This window comes from Kosakonia beeri (assembly GCF_054165705.1).
In genome coordinates this window covers 914799-933169 of record NZ_CM135106.1, presented here as the reverse complement: position 1 = coordinate 933169, position 18371 = coordinate 914799, and the positions used below count along the sequence as shown (strand labels likewise).

Sequence of the window (18371 nt, the reverse complement as noted above, 5' to 3'; positions counted from 1 at the left end):
TCACCATAAAAAGCGGCAACGATGCACGTGCTTTTCACCCGCAATGTGAGCGTGACACCCGTCAGCGCCACGCTCCTGGTTTATACGCCGATATTGCGCAGTTTTTCTCCCGCCATCAGTCGGCGTTCAATATGCTCGAGCGTCACGTTTTTCGTTTCCGGGATCAGCCAGAACGTTACGCCGACAAAGGCCAGGTTCAGCGCGGTGTACAACCAGAAGGTTCCCGCGGCACCAATCGCATCCAGCAAGGTCAGGAACGTCGCGCCGATGATCATATTCGACACCCAGTTGGTGGTGGTTGAACAGGTGATGCCAAAGTCACGGCATTTTAAAGGCTGGATCTCCGAACAAAGGATCCACACCACTGGCGCGGCACTCATCGCATAGCCAGCGATACAGATCATCGTCATGCCGACCGAAAGCCAGGACAACCCGCTGGAAGCCGTCCCGTTATCGAACTGCATCAGACAGTAGCCGAGGATCAACGTCCCCAACGCCATCACGCTAAAGCCAATTTTCAGCGCCGGTTTACGGCCCGCTTTGTCTACCGTAAACACGGCAATAAAGGTGGCAAACATAAAGGTCAGCCCGACCACCAGCGTGGCAATCATCTGCTGTTCGGTGGTGGTGAATCCCGCCATTTTAAAGATTCGCGGCGCGTAATACATGATGATATTCATACCGGTGAACTGCTGCATTGCCTGCAACAACATGCCGAGGAATACCGCGCGACGCACATTGCGGTTGGCTTTAAACAGCTGGAACCCACCCTGCTTTAATTTCAGGCTTTCGCGGATCTCATTCAGTTCTTCACGGGCTTTTTCAGAGGTGTCGCGCAGCATGCGCAGCACTTCTTCCGCCTCGATATGCCGCCCTTTTTGCGCCAGCCAACGTGGACTGTTCGGCAAAAACACCACCAGAATAATTAATAACACCGCCGGTAACGCCAGCACGCCAAGCATGGCCCGCCAGTTGCCACTGTAGCTAAATGCCGTATCGGACAGGAACGCCAGCACAATACCCAGTGTTACCATCAACTGATACATGCTGATCATCTTGCCACGCACGTTTTCACTCGCCATTTCGGAGAGATAGAGCGGCGCGGTGTAAGACGCGATCCCCACGGCAATGCCCAGCACGATGCGCGAAATCAGCAGGACTTCCACACTCGCGGCAAACGCAGAACCGAGCGAGCCGGCAACGAACAACACAGCCCCCACCATCAGGCTGTATTTACGCCCCAGACGGAACGACAGCCAGCCGTTAAACAGCGCACCCAGCGCCGCGCCGAGCATCATGCTGCTGACCACCCACTCCTGCAACCGGCTACTTAAGGTGAAATGATCGGTGATAAACGGCAACGCCCCGGCAATCACGCCGATATCCAGGCCAAACAGCAGCCCGGCAACTGCCGCAGAGACAGAGACAAACAGGTTCATGCGCCGTGTGTCACGTAGCGCACGCGGTAAAACTACAGACTCATTACTGATAGATGCCATTTTCTTCCTGCCTGCACAGAATAAGATGTCTTATGAAAGTAAGTCAGCGAGAGAGTTATGTGTCAGTCAGTTAAACGCGAAGATATGGATAAATCCGCTGTGACAGGGTGTTTTGTGATGGAGTTTACAATTTTGAAAATAACGTTTAAGCCATAAACTATTTTTAACACCTTAATTAATAATCATTTTTTAAACAAAGCCTGCTAATTAAGACAAAAGGATATGGATTTTTTAAGCAGCCCCATATGGACAAAGAATATGCAGGTATAAAAAAACCTGCCCGCGGGCAGGTTTTCAGCAGAGGCACGCAGGCTATTAACGCGCCAGCCAGCCACCGTCCACCGCAATGGTGTAGCCGCTGATGTAATCCGACGCTTGTGATGCGAGGAACACGACCGGCCCCATCAGGTCGCTCGGCAGGCCCCAACGGCCAGCCGGGATACGATCAAGGATCTCCGCGCTGCGCTGTTCATCTGCACGCAGTTGTTGGGTGTTGTTGGTCGCCATATAGCCCGGCGCGATGGCGTTCACGTTAATGTTATGTTTTGCCCATTCGTTCGCCAGCAGACGCGTTACGCCCATCACGCCGCTTTTGGACGCGGTGTAAGATGGAACGCGGATCCCGCCCTGGAAAGAGAGCATGGAAGCGATGTTAATGATCTTGCCGCCGTGACCCTGCGCGATAAAGTGCTTCGCTGCCGCCTGGGACATAAAGAACACGCTCTTAATGTTCAGGTTCATAACGTCGTCCCAGTCTTTCTCGCTGAAGTTGATCGCATCTTCGCGACGGATCAGACCAGCGTTGTTAACCAGAATGTCGATCTTGCCGAATTCAGCAACGGCGCGTTCCAGCAGGGCCGGAATGCCGTCAATCTGACGCAGGTCAGCAGTCAGGCTCAGAAAACGGCGGCCCAGCGCCGTCACGCGTGCAATGGTTTCCGTGGGTTCAACAATATTGATACCGACGATATCACAGCCCGCTTCCGCCAGCCCTAATGCCATCCCCTGACCCAGACCGGTATCGCAACCGCTCACTACCGCAACCTTACCTTGAAGAGAAAATGCATCCAGAATCATATGTATTCCTTAATCTATCAGCGCCTGTACCGGACAGGCATGGTTATACGCTGTCCGCAACTAGCGCAGATCTTTTACAGCAACGTGGTCCATGTCATCAAAGACCTGGTTCTCGCCCACCATCCCCCAGATGAAGGTATACGCACGCGTACCCACCCCCGAATGGATTGACCAGCTTGGAGAAATCACAGCTTGTTCGTTATGCATCACCAAATGACGCGTTTCCTGCGGCTGGCCCATCATATGGAACACGCAGGCGTCTTCTTCCATATTGAAGTAGAAATACACTTCCATCCGGCGCTCATGGGTGTGGCAAGGCATGGTGTTCCACAAGTTGCCGGGTTCCAGTTCGGTCAGCCCCATGCTTAACTGGCAGGTTTCCAGCACATCCGGTACGAAGTATTTATTGATGGTACGGCGGTTACTGGTCAGCGGATCGCCAAGCGTGACTGGCGCAACATCAGCAGGGGTAACTTTCTTCGTCGGGAAGGTCATGTGCGCGGGTGCGCAGTTATAGTAGAACTTTGCCGGTTTGGCGCTATCGCTACTGGCGAAGACGACCTCTTTCGCCCCTTTACCCACGTACAACGCATCGCGGTGGCCAATTTCGTAGCACTCACCATCCACCGTAATGGTGCCTGGCCCGCCAATATTGATAACCCCCAGTTCACGACGCTCAAGGAAGTACGTCACGCCAAGTTGCTTACCGACTTCGCCGCCGACAGAAACGGTCTTTGTCACCGGTTTAATGCCGCCGACAATGATGCGGTCAATATGGCTATAGACCATGGTGTATTCATCATCAACGAAGACTTTTTCGACTAAAAACTCATTGCGCAGGCCCTGGGTATCCAGCGTTTTTGCATGCGCACTGTGGATGCTTTGTCTGACTTCCACATTAACCTCCGAAGTAAATTTTGACCGAAATAGCGTCAAACGAAACGTAGAAACGGCGTTCCGTTTCATATATTCGAACATCTTATCCCGGCTGAAACGTGTTTTCAATGTTAACTAAAACAACGTTTCACTTTTTCTGCTACTTCTTGCAAGATCTGTAAGTGCGATCACGAATGTTAAGTATTGACAGCGAGAAAGCGCGTTTACTTTTTTAGCCTTCCCATAAAATTAATCATAACAAACAGAGAGTTAATAACATCTTTGAGTTTTGACAGACGATCGGCATTTTTCATGTCTAAAATCTAAGTCGGTGATTTTCCACTCTCATTTTTCAACTTACCGTGGCGCTTTTATTACAAAGTGCGTTAGCTATCACACATATTGAAACGATGTTTTGATAAATTAACACTTAGTTTTTAAACTTGTTAGCCACTGAGGTCATCATTGGGGCGCTCGCTTGCCCGGCAGACCTGTTAAAGGAGTGAAAAATGGCGAAAGGCATGCGGGTAAAACTGGATTATGCTGTTAGCCGCGATCCGGATACCGGCGCGGAAATCACCCGCTTAACACCACCGGACGTGACGTGTCACCGTAACTACTTTTATCAAAAGTGTTTTTTCAACGATGGCAGTCATCTTTTGTTCGCCGGTGAATTCGACGGTCACTGGAATTACTACCTGCTGGATATTGCCAACGCCGAAGCCGTGCAGTTAACGGAAGGCGCAGGCGATAATACGTTTGGCGGCTTCCTCTCGCCCGATGACAGCGCGTTATATTACGTAAAAAATGACCGCACTCTGCGCGAAGTAAACCTGCAGACGCTGGCCGAGCGCGAAATTTACCGCGTTCCGGACGCCTGGGTCGGTTACGGCACCTGGGTGGCGAATAGCGACTGCACGAAACTGGTCGGCATCGAAATTGCAGCCAGCGACTGGACGCCGCTCAATGACTGGCAGCTGTTCCATGACTTTTTCCATAAAGGCCCGCACTGCCGCTTGCTGCGTGTCGATCTGCAAAGCGGCGAAAGCAGCGTGATCCATGAAGAGAAAAACTGGCTGGGTCATCCGATCTATCGTCCGTTCGACGATCACACCGTCGCCTTCTGCCATGAAGGCCCGCACGATCTGGTCGATGCACGGATGTGGCTGGTGAATGAAGATGGCAGCAACGTGCGCAAAGTAAAAGATCACGCGGAAGGCGAAAGCTGTACACATGAATTCTGGGTGCCTAACGGCTCTGCGCTGGTTTATGTCTCCTATTTGAAAGGTCAGCAAGGTCGCACCATTTATCGCTTCAACCCGGATAGCGGCGTAAACGAAGCGGTAATGGCCATGCCGGCATGCTCACATCTGATGAGCAACTTTGACGGCACGCTGCTGGTTGGCGACGGTTCCGGTACGCCGGTGGACGTAAAAGACACCAGCGGTTATACCATCGATAACGATCCGTATTTGTATGTGTTTGATGTGGCGGAGAAAGGCTATTTCCGTGTCGCCCGTCACGATACGTCATGGGCGACTGTCGCCAATAGCCGCCAGGTAACCCATCCGCATCCGTCGTTTACCCCCGACGACAGTGCGATTTTGTTTAGTTCAGATAAAGACGGCAAACCGGCGCTCTATATCGCGAAACTTCCTGAGCAACGCATTATGTTGCAAGCATAACGTTTGAGTTAGTGTTTCTGTAACTGGCCTTGCCCTCCTCCTGGAGGGCTTTTTTTTATAACAGATATTCTGCGCTGCGGGCTCGTTACGTTTATTTATTCCCCCTCTTTTCTATGACGCGGCCCAACCACCACGTGCAAGACAATTTAATTGACGCAAAGGGAGCAATAATAAATCCGCCAGTGAATGGCATTTCATCGCAATAAAAAATCCCCGGCTAACTGCGCCGGGGAAGATTTGAGGGTAAACAGGTTATTCAGACAATCAGAAAGAGTAAGCAACACCCAGGCGGAAACGGGTCTGACGTTCGTCGGTGCTTTTCACGCCAACGTTGCCCAATTCAACATACGGGGACCAGTTTTTATCAAGTTTATAAGCCACTTTGGCGTTATATTCGTTGGAGTAGGTTTTGTTGTTTTCGCGAATAACGTCTTCGGTGCTCTTGGCATAAACATAGTTCAGCTCAAAGCGGAAATCGCCCAGCGCCCAACCTACCCAGGTGTCGAATTTGTTGACTTTATTATCAACGGTGCTGGAATCCGGGTTGCGTGTGTACTCATAACGATAGCGGCCAGCAATGTAAATGCCGTTATCAAAGCTGTATTGCGCGTGGATGTACGGCTTATAAATAGAGTTAGTATCTTTGCTTTCGATATTAAAACCTGGTGTTAACGCAAAATTTTTGGTCGCAGCCCAGCGCCAGTTAATCGACTCTTCATGGCCGTTACCCACAATTTCAGTTAAGGGTTTATCGGCATCATCACCGCCGGATTTCCATTTTGCTTCCACACCGAAACCCACGCCGTTGTCGAAACGGTGAGATACCGCGACACGGTCAGCGTTAGAGCCGCTGTCGATGTATTCATGACGTAAATCTACGGTTACTGCCTGTGAAGCGAAGGACGCGCCGAGGAGTGAAGCAAGGGCCAGAGTTTTCTTAAGCATGAGTCACCTCTAATAATTAAAATTATGTTCCATTTTTATGGAATTACATTTTATTTTTTTGGTAACTTTATTTTAGTGATCTCGATCGTAAATATTTGTAGAGAACGGAACTATGTAAAACGGCGTGATGAATATCAATAAATTTCCCATAATACCCATAAAAAAATGGATGAAGATCACATCATTTTTTATTAACCGAACACTTACAATTACCAATACAAATTAAAAACAGATTGCAAAACAGCAATCTACATGAAGGATGAGCTAATAATAAGTCTGCTTACTTTAATGATTCCAAATTGTAAACAAGGCAACTATGTTTATTTTTGGAACTTAAGAAGTATTTTAGAACCACGGAGGGAAATTATTAGAGGAAGTGGTTACAGTTTCATTTTAATTGAAATGACACATGAGATCGACATCACAAATAATAAAGCCTTCCGGGAGGAAGGCTTTATTTGACTTAAGCGGTGACTCAATCGCGCTCAATGGCCAGCGCCACGCCCTGGCCACCGCCGATGCACAACGTCGCCAGCCCTTTGCGGGCCTGCCGTTTTTGCATCTCATGCACCAGCGAAACGAGAATACGGCAGCCTGATGCACCGATAGGGTGGCCCAGTGCAATGGCACCGCCATTCACATTCACCCGTTTCTCATCCCACTCTAGTATTTTCCCCACCGACAGCGCCTGCGCGGCATAGGCTTCGTTCGCTTCGATCAGATCGACCTCATCCAGCTGCCAGCCTGCACGCTCCAGACAGCGGCGCATGGCATAGACCGGCGCGATGCCCATTAACGCTGGATCAACACCGACGCTGGCAAAAGCACGAATCCGCGCCAGCACGGGTAAGTTGAGCGACTGCGCCTTTAGCTCACTCATCATTAATACCGCTGCCGCACCGTCGTTGATCGGTGAGGCATTACCTGCCGTAACCGAGCCTGTTAATTCAAAGGCGGGAGCCAGTTTTGCCAGTGCTTCGGCGCTGGGATCGGTGCGTGGCTGTTCATCGGTATCGACCAGCACCGTGCGGCCATCGGCGGTCAGGGTCTGCAACGGGACAATTTCATCGCGAAAGCGGCCTGAATCAATGGCGGCACGCGCTTTATGTTGCGAACTGAGCGCCCATTCATCCTGGCGCTCGCGGCTGATGCCATACTCCCGCGCCAGATTTTCCGCCGTCATGCCCATATGGTAATCATTGAAAGCATCCCACAGGCCATCATGCACCAGGCTGTCAATCAACTGGCTGTTACCCAGTTGTGCGCCGGTGCGGCTGTCGGTAAGCACATGCGGAGCACGACTCATATTCTCCTGGCCGCCAGCAATCACCACATCCGCCTCACCGCACTGAATAGCCTGCGACGCCAGGTGTAAGGCTTTTAGCCCGGAGCCACACACATCATTAATGGTGATAGCAGAAACCGTGTTCGGCAGGCCGCCTTTGATGGCCGACTGGCGCGCAGGGTTTTGCCCGGCACCGGCGGTTAACACCTGGCCTAAGATCACTTCATCAATATCTTGTGGCTGTACGCCGCTACGCTCCACCAGTGCCCGCACAACCTGGCTGCCCAGCTCAACGGCAGAGTGACGCGATAATGCCCCCTGGAAACAGCCGATTGGCGTGCGGACAGCCCCCACGATCACGACCTCTTTCATCCCTACCTCCGCCATTAATGAACCTGGCAATAGTAGTGCATTGTTAATGAGTATTAACGAGGATGTTTTAAATTGGTGAGATTAATCACAAGGAAAGCCGGGTCAGGAAACACGCGGGGAGACGCGCGGCCAGAAATGACCGCGCGAAAAGGCAAATCAGTTATTCACCGGGATCACTGCACCTTTATATTTCGTGCGGATCCAGTCCTGGATCGCTTTAGAGTGCAGTACGTTCACCAGCGCGACGATATCTTTTTTCTTCTCGTCACCACGGTGCACGGTAATGATGTTGGCATACGGGTTGTTCTCACCGCTTTCTACCGCGATAGGATCGTGTACCGGATCCAGACCCGCATCAATAGCGTAGTTGGCGTTGATGACGACAGCATCGCCTTCATCATTGTTGTACATTTGCGGCAGCAGTGCTGCTTCGACGTTCGGCAGGAATTTAAGCTTTTTCGGGTTCTCCACGATATCGTCAATACGCGCAGTGACTTTATCAATCCCCGGTTTCAGCTTGATCACCCCTTCTTTCTCGAAGATAGAGAGAATGCGCCCCTCTTCCGAAACCGCATCGCGCATAATGATTTTGCCGCCTTCTGGCAGTTCTTTAAGCGATTTGTATTTCTTAGAGTAAATGCCGATTGGCTCAATATGAATGGCACCCGCACTGACAAAGTCATAGGTTTTGTCGCCCGCATGATCTTTGATAACGCTGTTCAGGTACGGAATGTGCTGGAAGTAGTTGGCATCCAGCTCCCGGCTTGCCAGCGCTGTGTTCGGCAGGATGTAGTCCTGGAACGGTTTGATTTCCAGATCGATACCCTGTTTTGCCAGAATGGGTTTCGCCTGCTCAAGAATTTCAGCGTGCGGCACATTGGATGCGCCCACAGTCAGCGTGTCCGCCCAGGAGGAGAGGCTCAGAACGCTCAGGGTGGCTGCGGCAATCAGTGTCAGTGTCTTTTTCATGATGGTGGTTTCCAATAATTATCGTTTATCTAACAGAGAAGTCAGCACGTCGCCGCAGAACTGGATGATGAAGACGATGATAAGGATCGTCACCGTCGCCACCAGCGTGACGTCGTTGTGGTTCCGCTGGAATCCTTCCAGATAAGCAAGGTTGCCCAGACCGCCCGCGCCGATGACCCCGGCCATGGCGCTGTAGCTCACCAACGCAATCAGCGTCACGGTAATACCGGACACCAGCGCAGGTGATGATTCGGGCAGCAGCACCCGAAAAACCAGTGTGCTAAGACGGGCCCCCATCGCGCGGGTCGCCTCAATCACCCCTTTATCCACTTCGCGTAGCGCAATCTCGACCAGGCGCGCATAAAATGGCGCCGCACCAACAATCAACGCAGGTAACGCGGCGTTCGCACCGAGAATGGTGCCCACCAGGGTTTTGGTAAAAGGGATCAATAACACAATCAAAATGATGAACGGGATCGAGCGAAAAATGTTCACCACAATCGAAATCACGCTATAGAGCACGCGGTTCTGGAACAACCCGCCGCGTGCCGTCAGAAACAGCGCCAGTCCCAACAGGATGCCCAGCACAAAGGTCGCCGCGCCGGACAGCGCCGTCATATACAGTGTCTCCTGCGTGGCCGCCCAGAGTTGGGCCCATTTCAGATGCGGAAAAAATGATTCAGCCATGGGTAACGACCTCGCTTTCAATATCCGTCTTGCTTAAGTCCGCGAGGATATTATTCAGTTGCTCCGGGGTCGCTTTCACGTTCACCCATAATTGCCCGAAAACACCGTGCGCCGTTTGCGACATTTTGCCGTGCAGAATATTAAACGGCAGACCGTAGCGCAGGGTCAGTTCGCCAACAATCGGCTGATGCGTATTGTGCCCGGTAAACGTCAGCTTAATGACTGTTCCCTCCAGCTCGCGGTTCAGTTCCGGATTGAATGTCTCTTCTTCTTTATACTGACTCACCTGACGCACAAACTGCTGGGTAATGGGTTTTTGCGGATGGGTAAAAACGCTTAACACATCGCCCTCTTCGACCACCTGCCCGTTCTCCATCACCGCCACGCGATCGCAAATCTTGCGCACCACATGCATCTCATGCGTGATCAACACAATGGTCAGTTTGAAGCGACGATTAATATCCAGCAGCAGCTCAAGAATTTGATCGGTCGTCTGCGGATCCAGCGCGGAAGTTGCTTCATCACACAGCAGCACGTCCGGGTTATTGGCCAGCGCACGGGCAATGCCCACCCGCTGTTTCTGGCCGCCGCTGAGTTGTGACGGGTACGCATTTTCACGGCCTTTCAGCCCCACCAGCTCAATCAGTTCCGCCACGCGGGCGTTAATTTTGGCCTTTGGCGCGCCGGCAATCTGCATTGAGAAAGCGATGTTTTCGCGCACGGTACGCGACCACAGCAAATTGAAATGCTGAAACACCATGCTGATTTTCAGGCGTGCGCGGCGCAGCGCTTCACCGCGTGCGGCACCAATATCCTGACCGTTGATCACCACGCTGCCAGACGTTGGCTTTTCCAGGCCGTTCAGCAAGCGGATCAGCGTACTTTTTCCGGCGCCGCTGTAGCCGATAATTCCGTAAATTTGCCCCTGCTCAACCGTCAGATTGACGTTGTCGACGGCGGTAATCGATGCCTTTCCCTGGTCGAAAATCCTGGAGATATTCCTCAGAACGATCATGCGTTGGTGTTTCCGTTTGGCGGTTTAGCAGTATGGATGTCCAGAAGATAATAATCAGCCGTAATTATATTTCAAATAACCAAATGGACATTACTTATAACCAAACACGCTAACCCCGGCGAAACACGGCTTTAACCCGTAAGGATTTATTTCGCATTGCATTCCCTTAAAACGCATAACACCAGGTGCGAAGGCAGGAAATTCGCTGCAAATCAGCGCAAAAAAGACCTTTTTTGGCTATCGACACATCTGGACGACTATATGGCTCTCCTTCCTGATGGCTAAACAGAGCTTTATATTTCTGTTCGTTCTAAAGACCAAATAAACATTCTTTAAAAGCGAAAAATGACAGACCTATCATCCGCTCATCACGATTGTTTACGGGTGAAAACACAATGTCAGTCTTCCATTCAGTAACCGAATTGATCGGCCAGACGCCTCTGCTGCAGTTACATAAACTGAACAGCGGGCCGTGTGAATTATTCCTTAAACTGGAGAACCAGAACCCCGGCGGGTCGATAAAAGACCGGGTAGCGCTGTCGATGATTACCGAAGCCGAACGCACAGGTTTGCTGCGCGCCGGCGGCACCATTATTGAAGCCACGGCGGGCAATACCGGGCTTGGTCTGGCGTTAATTGCTGCGCAAAAAGGGTACTCGCTGATACTGGTGGTGCCAGACAAAATGAGCCGCGAAAAGATCTTCCACCTGCGTGCATTAGGGGCGAAAGTGATACTCACCCGCTCTGATGTGAACAAAGGCCATCCGGCCTATTATCAGGATTATGCCCGCCGCCTCGCGCAGGAGATCCCCGGCGCATTTTACATCGACCAGTTCAACAATGACGCCAATCCGCTGGCGCACACCACCACTACCGCACCGGAAATTTTCCGCCAGCTCGACGGCAAAATTGACGCCATCGTGGTGGGTGTGGGTTCCGGCGGCACACTGGGCGGTTTGCAAGCCTGGTTCGCCGAACACTCCCCCCATACCGAATTCGTGCTGGCGGATCCGGCAGGATCGATCCTTGCCGATCAGGTTGAAAACGGCCATTACAACGAACCCGGCAGCTGGCTGGTCGAAGGCATCGGCGAAGATTTTATTCCGCCGCTCGCGCATCTCGACGGCGTGCGCCAGGCCTTTCGCGTCAGCGATCGCGACGCCTTTGCCTCCGCGCGGGAACTGCTGCAGCAGGAAGGGATCCTTGCGGGTTCCTCCACCGGCACGCTGCTGAGCGCCGCGCTGCGTTACTGCCAGGCGCAAACAACGGCCAAACGGGTGGTCACGTTTGCCTGCGATAGCGGCAATAAATACCTGTCGAAAATGTTTAACGATGACTGGATGCGCCAGCAGGGTCTGTTAACGCGACCAACACAAGGCGATCTCACCGATTTTATCGCCCTGCGCCACGATGAAGGCGCGACCGTTACCGCAGCCCCGGAAGACAGCCTTGCGGCAGTACTGGCGCGTATGCGTCTGTATGACATCTCGCAACTACCGGTGCTGGACAATGGCAAAGTGGTCGGCATTGTCGATGAGTGGGATCTGATAAGCCATGTCCGGGGCGACAGCGCACGGTTTGCTCTGCCGGTAAAAGCGGCCATGACCCGTAATGTAGAAATCCTCGATAAGCACGCGCCGGAAAGCACGCTGTACGCCATTTTTGATCGTGGTCTGGTGGCGGTCATCGCTGACCAGGGCCGCTTTGTCGGCCTCGTCACCCGCAGCGATGTACTGACGACCTGGCGCAACCGTCTTGAACAATAAAGGAAATAAAATGAAAACACTGGCAACCGAAAGCGTCCACAGCGGCACCTTCCACGATCAACATGGCGCGGTTATGCCGCCCATTTACGCCACCTCCACCTTTGCGCAGCCCGCGCCGGGGCAGCACACGGGCTATGAATATTCGCGCAGCGGCAATCCTACCCGCCACGCACTGGAAACAGCCATCGCCGAACTGGAAGGCGGCACTCGCGGTTTTGCGTTTGCATCCGGTCTTGCCAGTATTTCAACAGTGCTTGAGCTGCTGGATAAAGACAGCCACCTGGTGGCAATCGATGATGTCTACGGCGGCACCTATCGTCTGCTGGAAAATGTCCGTCGTCATAGTGCTGGTCTACAGGTTAGCTGGGTGAAACCGGACGATCTTGCCGGGCTGGAAGCCGCTATCCGACCGGAAACGCGCATGATTTGGGTGGAAACCCCGACGAACCCGCTGCTGAAACTGGCAGATCTGCAGGCGATTGCCGCGATTGCCAAACGCCACAATGTGCTCAGCGTGGCGGACAATACTTTTGCCTCCCCCGTGATCCATCGCCCGCTGGAACTCGGCTTTGATATTGTGGTGCACTCTGCCACCAAATATTTAAACGGTCACTCCGATGTGGTCGCCGGTCTGGCCGTGGTGGGCGATAACCCGCCACTGGCAGAGAAACTCGGTTATCTGCAAAACGCCATCGGCGGAGTGCTTGATCCCTTTAGCAGTTTCCTGACCTTACGCGGCATCCGCACGTTGGCGCTGCGCATTGAGCGCCATAGCAGCAATGCGCTGGCGCTGGCACGCTGGCTGGAGCAGCAACCGCAGGTCGAGAAAGTCTGGTTTCCGTGGCTGGAGTCACACCCGCAATATCACCTGGCGCGCAAGCAGATGGCGCTACCAGGGGGCATGATCTCGGTGGTCATCAAAGGCGACGATGCACGCGCTGCGGCAATTATTCATGCGTTGAAGTTATTTACGCTGGCGGAAAGTCTGGGCGGGATTGAAAGCCTAGTCAGCCAGCCCTTCAGCATGACGCATGCCTCTATTCCGCTGGAACAGCGGCTGGCTAACGGTATTACACCGCAGCTCATCCGCCTGTCGGTGGGCATTGAGGATGAAAAGGATCTGATAGCCGACTGGCAACAAGCTCTGGCATATTGATGCACCCCGCAGCGCCTGCACCGTTCGCAGGCACTGCGGGTAACGCCATGCTTTCAGGGGACGGTATGCACATCCCGCGCGGAAACCACCTGGTTACGCCCCTGTTTCTTTGCCGCATAAAGCGCGGTATCCGCCCGGTGGATCAGACCGCTGGCAATCATATGCAGCGGTTTGTCATCATCGCGGGCATAGTCACCATGCAGTGTCGCCACGCCAATACTGATGGTCAGAAAACCGGTCGGGCTGGCGTCGTGCGGTAGCTGGAGTGCATTAATATTGCTTCTGACGACTTCAGCCACGCCCAGCGCCTGAGCCAGATCGGTGCCAGGCAGGATGATCAGAAATTCTTCACCACCGTAACGGCTGACATTATCGCCGCTGCGCAGGCGTGCAGATGCCAGCGTTTTGGCAACGATGCGCAGGCAATCATCTCCCGCCTGGTGCCCCTGGGTATCGTTGTAGTTTTTAAAGTAATCAATGTCAGCCAGGCAGACCGACAACGGGAAATTCTCCTGAATGGCGCGCGTGATTTCGGCCACCAGACACTCATCCATATAACGACGATTGAACAACCCGGTCAAATGGTCGTGCTGGGCGTACTGTTGCAGGACTTTGTTCGCGCTGGCCAGTTTCTGCTCCGCATGGCGGCGTTCAGTAATATCAACCCAGGTGACCGACAGGCCAATCACATTCCCCATCGCGTCATGCACCGGTACCGACTGAATGTCGTAGCAGCGGTCGAACCAGCCCAGTTCTCGCGAGGGCAGCGCTTCGCCGTTGTCTGCCAGTTCAAAATCAGTACGAAAAAAATGCCAGTAGTCCGGCATTAAGCGCTGAAAAAAGATGTCGCTCCCCTGCGTTCCCCGCTCGCCCAGCAGTTTTGCCATCGCTTTGTTCGACATCACCAGCCTCCCCTGGCGGTCAATCATGCAAAGTGCAACCGGCGTGGTTTCATAGATGGTTTCCAGCTGCAGTACACGTTCCCCCAGATAGGAGATGTTGCGATCGATTCCACGATAGCCCCGAAGTTCACCCTGCGCGTCAAAGAGGGGGACCCCGCTGGTTTCGAGCACCACGATGGTGCCATCCCTGCGCTGATTGCGGTTAACGAGCCCGGAGAAGGCGCGTTTTTCCGCCACGATGGCGCCGAAAGCGCCAGCCACCCGTTCGGCTTCGCCAGGCGGCATAAAATCAAAAGGCGTTTTGCCGATCACCTCTTCAGGCGACACGCCCAGCAACTCTGTGACAACATCAGATGACCAGGTATAACGCCCCTGCGCGTCGACTTCCCATACCCAGTCAGAATTATTATTAAGTAATTCAAAGAGATGTTCAGCATCTTCATCCCGGTGGTCTGTACGTTTTTTTTCACTCATGATTTTTGTTCCGCATGACCCGCTATGCGCTTAACAACGGCCTGGTGACGTAGTGAAAGCGAAAAATGCCAGCAACTGCTAAAGCCGCACTCCTTGCCAGAATGACCTTCAGTCGCAAACAATTCACCACATAAATAACTATGCGTCATGCCTAAACTGCAGGCTAACCCGGTGAAAGTGAATCAGATTTGCACTTATTCTGCGCGATCATTGTGAAATGCTTCGCCGATCGCGCCGCGCGATAATGGTCTGTACGCGCCCCCATCCATTACGAGAGGTAATAATAGCCCTGGCGCGTGACAATACGTCAGGCTTTTTCGTTATCCTTTCAGACGTTTTGACGACCTGTTCACACAAGCGTCGTTTTTCAGGCTGGCAACAGTAAATCACCGTTATTTATTTGTTCTCAGCCGCCGAAAACCTGGAATTATAGACCTCGCCTATCTTAATAAAATTATTGTCCCAAACGCAAATTTCCGCATGGATTTTTATTTTTTTCACGGTAATATAAATTTAATTCGCTTAACATGTTGCCCACGAATAAGAATAAAAAGGTAATCATCGCAACTCAGCTATATATAAAAGCGGATTAATTAAAAGTATCTATAAAAGAAAAAATAAAGGCTGACCGCACCTACTGCGGCGGCTTGCTCTGCATGCAATCGTCCCTGTAATGCGCCCGTACCGCAAGGCCTGGCGTGGATTGTCATCAATTCCGGGTAATATGAAATATGAATATTGAAAACAACAAAAATAAAACAACCAGCGTAAACCCTGCGCGACAGGCGCATCGACATATGTCATGGGGAATGCTGGGATTTTGTTTATTACTTGTCGTTTTGAAGTTTTTTAGTTAATTCTGCAACAAACAGAAAATATATAGACGGGAAAAACTCGAGGGGATGAAAATAATCCCCGGCACTGGACGCGCACCGGGGGTTATTCCGGCCTGATAATCCTTTCAAGCCTGGCCACTGCTACCGTGCAAACTCACTCTTTGATTAAATCATTTCGCTTTGTGGTCGACTTTGCAGCCACCCCGCCAGCGCCGCCGCCGTGAGCGCGCGTGAATAAAGATATCCCTGCGCTATATCACATTGCAGATCGCGTAACTGGTTACGCTGCTGTTCGGTTTCGACCCCTTCGGCCACCACTGTCTGGTGCAGGCTTTGACCGATTTTTACCACCGTCGTGGCAATGGCTTTCATTTTGCTGCCTTCGCTCAGGTCGCGCATAAAGCTCTGATCGATTTTCAGTTCGGTCATTGGCAGGTGCGCCAGACGCGACAGGCAAGAGAAACCCGTACCGAAATCATCCATCGACAGGCCCACCCCCAACTCGCGAACCGCGCAAATCACTTCCATTGTTTCCGGGCGCTTGTCCATCATCACCCCTTCGGTGATCTCAATGGTCAGGCAACTGGCCGGAATGCGGTACTGCCGTAATAAATAAGAGATGTAGTTAGGCAGACTGCTGTTATAGAAGTTGATTGGCGACAGATTGACCGACACAACCGGCACATCAATGCCGTTATTGCGCCACTCCGCCATCTGGCGGCAAGCTTCATGGAGTGTCCAGCGGCCAATGGCCTCGATCTCGCCAGTCTCTTCGGCCAGGGCGATAAATTTTCCTGGGGGAATATCGCCAAGTACCGGGTCCGTCCAGCGTGCCAGCGCTTCTACGCCATAAAGCTCGCCATTTTTCAGCCAAACTTGCGGTTGGTAATGCAAATGCAGCAGATTGCTGGCAATCGCCAGTTTCAGCGCCGCCGCCAGCTTTAACCGTTCCTGATCGACCTGGTTCATTTCAGGGCTAAAGAACAGATATCCCCCGGAAGCCGCCGCTTTTGCCAGGTGCGAGGCGTGGTTCGCATGCTTCAGCAGGCCATCGCGGGAAACACCGTGATCGGGATAAAGGCTAATGCCGGTACTGACCGTCACATTCAGCGCCAGGTCGGCAATTTTGAACGGCATGCGGAACAGGGCCTGGATCTTCTGCGCAATACTGGTGGCACGGCTGCTGTCGCAATCCGGGATCACCAGCACAAACGCATCGCTGTCCGCGTGGCTGACAAACCCCTGCCGGGAAAACTCACTTCTGAGTCTCTCCGCAATGGCCACCAGCACGTTATCCCCGGCGGCGTAGCCGAGTGCATCGTTAACGTCTTTAAAATGATCCAGATCGAGGAAGAAAAATGCCGCACGGGCAATCTCCTCGTTGGTCATCATTTGCTCGATATACTGATGCAATGCGCTGCGGTTCGGCAGCCCGGTCAGCCGATCAAAGGTTGAGAGTTTAGTCACTCGCTCCTGGTCAATGTGCACCACAATTCGACAAGGTGCGCCTGAATCCACCGGGTTGTCATAACTGATGGTCGCCGCCAGCGAAGTTTCTTCGCCGGTTGCCGTAATGACGGTCAATGCCCGTTCATTCTCTGCATTACCAGACAGTACATCGATAGCGCCAAACAAGGGAATTGTCGACGCTTTACAACCGAGGACCGAAATCCGCGGGTAGCCCCATAATTTCTCAGCGGCGCGATTAAAAAAAAACACGGTTTCCGTACTATCCAGTAGTACGACAGCATCGTGAACATTTTCGAGTGCGGCGAGCATATTCTGAGAGCCGAAAATATCATTTTCAGAATGCATAATCGTTTTTCTTAAAGAAGTGTTCGGACACATCCTAATTGAAAGTAATACCAGGTTCAATATCACACAGCAGCTATATTAATTGAGAATGATGATTTATAGATACTCTCAATATATATACTTTCATTTATCGCTAAAGAATAAAAAATAATTTCCGATAAAGACAAAGTGAACAAAAAGCAGGAAATTATGAATAAATTGTGAAGAATTGATGCCAGTCAATTATTAATAAAAAGTCTGACCAATGATCTTTACAATAATTTCCGCCTCTCGCTCCCCGTCACCCCACGTCTTTCGCGGCTTTGCTCTGGCTTACAGTAATAAATAAGCCAGGTATTCATAGATGCGCATAATAAATGCATTCTAATTTATTGATACCCTCACTTGACCTGTGCTACCCCCCACCGACAGTATATAAGGAAATTCTCAATTAAAGCGGATATCTGAGATTTCCAATTGACTATCAGGCATTTGCTTTGGGCGCTAAGTTTTATAGCACGGCAAATAGAGAAATTAATCTTGCTTATTATAGCTCGTATTCAACACATCGGGGTCAGGCAAATACTATGTACGATGATTTAGGTTCTTTGGCTGAAAAACTGAAGATGTCCGGTGTTTCTTTTCAGGAAATGAATGAAGAAGATGGTGAAACTATGCAAGCAGTAACCACAACGGCAGTCGCATCCGACGTTAACGATCAACCGCAGGAAACCACCGTCGCTGAAATCCCGGCAGCCAGCCGCAAAGAGATCAACCACGCTGCTGCGCCAGCGGGTGTGCCGACGAATACCATTTCGTGGCCTAAAAGCAAACCGGTAGCTGCGCCGAACGCCTTCAGCGCCCCCGCGCCCGCTAACGCCATCATGGAAAGCGTGGCTGCCATCAGCCGTCCGGCGGAATTTGAGGCGCGTGAGCGTAACCCGGTGCGGCTGGATATGTTATTTACGGTTATTGGCAAATAATACCGTTAAGCCATGTCTAATCCAATCATGGCAATAATAAGCACGATTTC

14 protein-coding genes are annotated in these 18371 nt (G+C 51.9%); 4 read left to right on the top strand and 10 right to left on the bottom strand.

Annotation, left to right across the window (positions count from 1 at the left end):
- Positions 1 to 80: 80 nt before the first annotated feature.
- From araE to kduI, 3 genes are all read right to left on the bottom strand, one after another.
- Positions 81 to 1499, bottom strand: a complete 1419-nt coding sequence (gene araE / locus ACUY4S_RS04625) for an arabinose-proton symporter AraE (protein WP_312691693.1) — start codon at positions 1497 to 1499, stop codon at positions 81 to 83.
- A 315-nt stretch (positions 1500 to 1814) separates the two neighbouring features.
- A complete protein-coding gene (kduD, locus tag ACUY4S_RS04620; protein ID WP_312691692.1) occupies positions 1815 to 2576 on the bottom strand; it encodes a 2-dehydro-3-deoxy-D-gluconate 5-dehydrogenase KduD in 762 nt (253 codons plus the stop codon).
- A gap of 60 nt (positions 2577 to 2636) precedes the next feature.
- The gene (gene kduI, locus ACUY4S_RS04615) at positions 2637 to 3473 is read right to left on the bottom strand and encodes a 5-dehydro-4-deoxy-D-glucuronate isomerase (RefSeq protein WP_458022160.1); all 837 of its coding nucleotides are present in this window, start codon (positions 3471 to 3473) and stop codon (positions 2637 to 2639) included.
- A gap of 488 nt (positions 3474 to 3961) precedes the next feature.
- Here kduI and ACUY4S_RS04610 point away from each other — a divergent pair, with 488 nt between their 5' ends.
- On the top strand, positions 3962 to 5137 hold the full coding sequence (locus ACUY4S_RS04610) for an oligogalacturonate lyase family protein (protein ID WP_458022161.1): 1176 nt from the start codon (positions 3962 to 3964) through the stop codon (positions 5135 to 5137).
- Between the two features lie 264 nt (positions 5138 to 5401).
- Here the strand turns inward: ACUY4S_RS04610 and ACUY4S_RS04605 are convergent, their stop codons facing one another.
- From ACUY4S_RS04605 to ACUY4S_RS04585, 5 genes are all read right to left on the bottom strand, one after another.
- Positions 5402 to 6082, bottom strand: a complete 681-nt coding sequence (locus ACUY4S_RS04605) for an oligogalacturonate-specific porin KdgM family protein (protein WP_312691689.1) — start codon at positions 6080 to 6082, stop codon at positions 5402 to 5404.
- A 475-nt stretch (positions 6083 to 6557) separates the two neighbouring features.
- The gene (locus tag ACUY4S_RS04600) at positions 6558 to 7739 is read right to left on the bottom strand and encodes an acetyl-CoA C-acetyltransferase (RefSeq protein ID WP_312691688.1); all 1182 of its coding nucleotides are present in this window, start codon (positions 7737 to 7739) and stop codon (positions 6558 to 6560) included.
- 156 nt (positions 7740 to 7895) lie between these two features.
- Positions 7896 to 8708: a MetQ/NlpA family ABC transporter substrate-binding protein gene (locus ACUY4S_RS04595; RefSeq protein WP_312691687.1), complete on the bottom strand. Its 813-nt coding sequence runs from the start codon at positions 8706 to 8708 to the stop codon at positions 7896 to 7898.
- Positions 8709 to 8726: 18 nt separating this feature from the next.
- Positions 8727 to 9395 carry a methionine ABC transporter permease gene (locus tag ACUY4S_RS04590; RefSeq protein WP_312691686.1) on the bottom strand — a complete coding sequence of 223 codons (669 nt, stop codon included), beginning with the start codon at positions 9393 to 9395 and terminating at the stop codon, positions 8727 to 8729.
- Complete coding sequence (locus tag ACUY4S_RS04585) at positions 9388 to 10410, bottom strand: methionine ABC transporter ATP-binding protein (protein WP_312691685.1); 1023 nt, start codon at positions 10408 to 10410, stop codon at positions 9388 to 9390. The genes ACUY4S_RS04590 and ACUY4S_RS04585 overlap by 8 nt, the downstream gene beginning before the upstream one ends.
- Positions 10411 to 10805: 395 nt before the next feature.
- On the opposite strand from ACUY4S_RS04585, the gene ACUY4S_RS04580 reads away from it, so the two are divergent.
- The gene (locus ACUY4S_RS04580) at positions 10806 to 12176 is read left to right on the top strand and encodes a pyridoxal-phosphate dependent enzyme (protein ID WP_458022162.1); all 1371 of its coding nucleotides are present in this window, start codon (positions 10806 to 10808) and stop codon (positions 12174 to 12176) included.
- Between the two features lie 10 nt (positions 12177 to 12186).
- Positions 12187 to 13332, top strand: a complete 1146-nt coding sequence (locus tag ACUY4S_RS04575; RefSeq protein ID WP_312691683.1) for a trans-sulfuration enzyme family protein — start codon at positions 12187 to 12189, stop codon at positions 13330 to 13332.
- Positions 13333 to 13385: 53 nt separating this feature from the next.
- Here the strand turns inward: ACUY4S_RS04575 and ACUY4S_RS04570 are convergent, their stop codons facing one another.
- The gene (locus ACUY4S_RS04570) at positions 13386 to 14708 is read right to left on the bottom strand and encodes a sensor domain-containing diguanylate cyclase (protein ID WP_312691682.1); all 1323 of its coding nucleotides are present in this window, start codon (positions 14706 to 14708) and stop codon (positions 13386 to 13388) included.
- A gap of 1001 nt (positions 14709 to 15709) precedes the next feature.
- Positions 15710 to 17359 (bottom strand): sensor domain-containing protein, encoded by a 1650-nt coding sequence (locus tag ACUY4S_RS04565; RefSeq protein WP_312691681.1) that lies wholly within the window; start codon positions 17357 to 17359, stop codon positions 15710 to 15712.
- A gap of 566 nt (positions 17360 to 17925) precedes the next feature.
- Between ACUY4S_RS04565 and ACUY4S_RS04560 the strand changes: the two genes are divergently transcribed.
- Positions 17926 to 18321 carry a hypothetical protein gene (locus ACUY4S_RS04560; protein ID WP_312691680.1) on the top strand — a complete coding sequence of 132 codons (396 nt, stop codon included), beginning with the start codon at positions 17926 to 17928 and terminating at the stop codon, positions 18319 to 18321.
- The last annotated feature ends 50 nt before the right edge of the window (positions 18322 to 18371 follow it).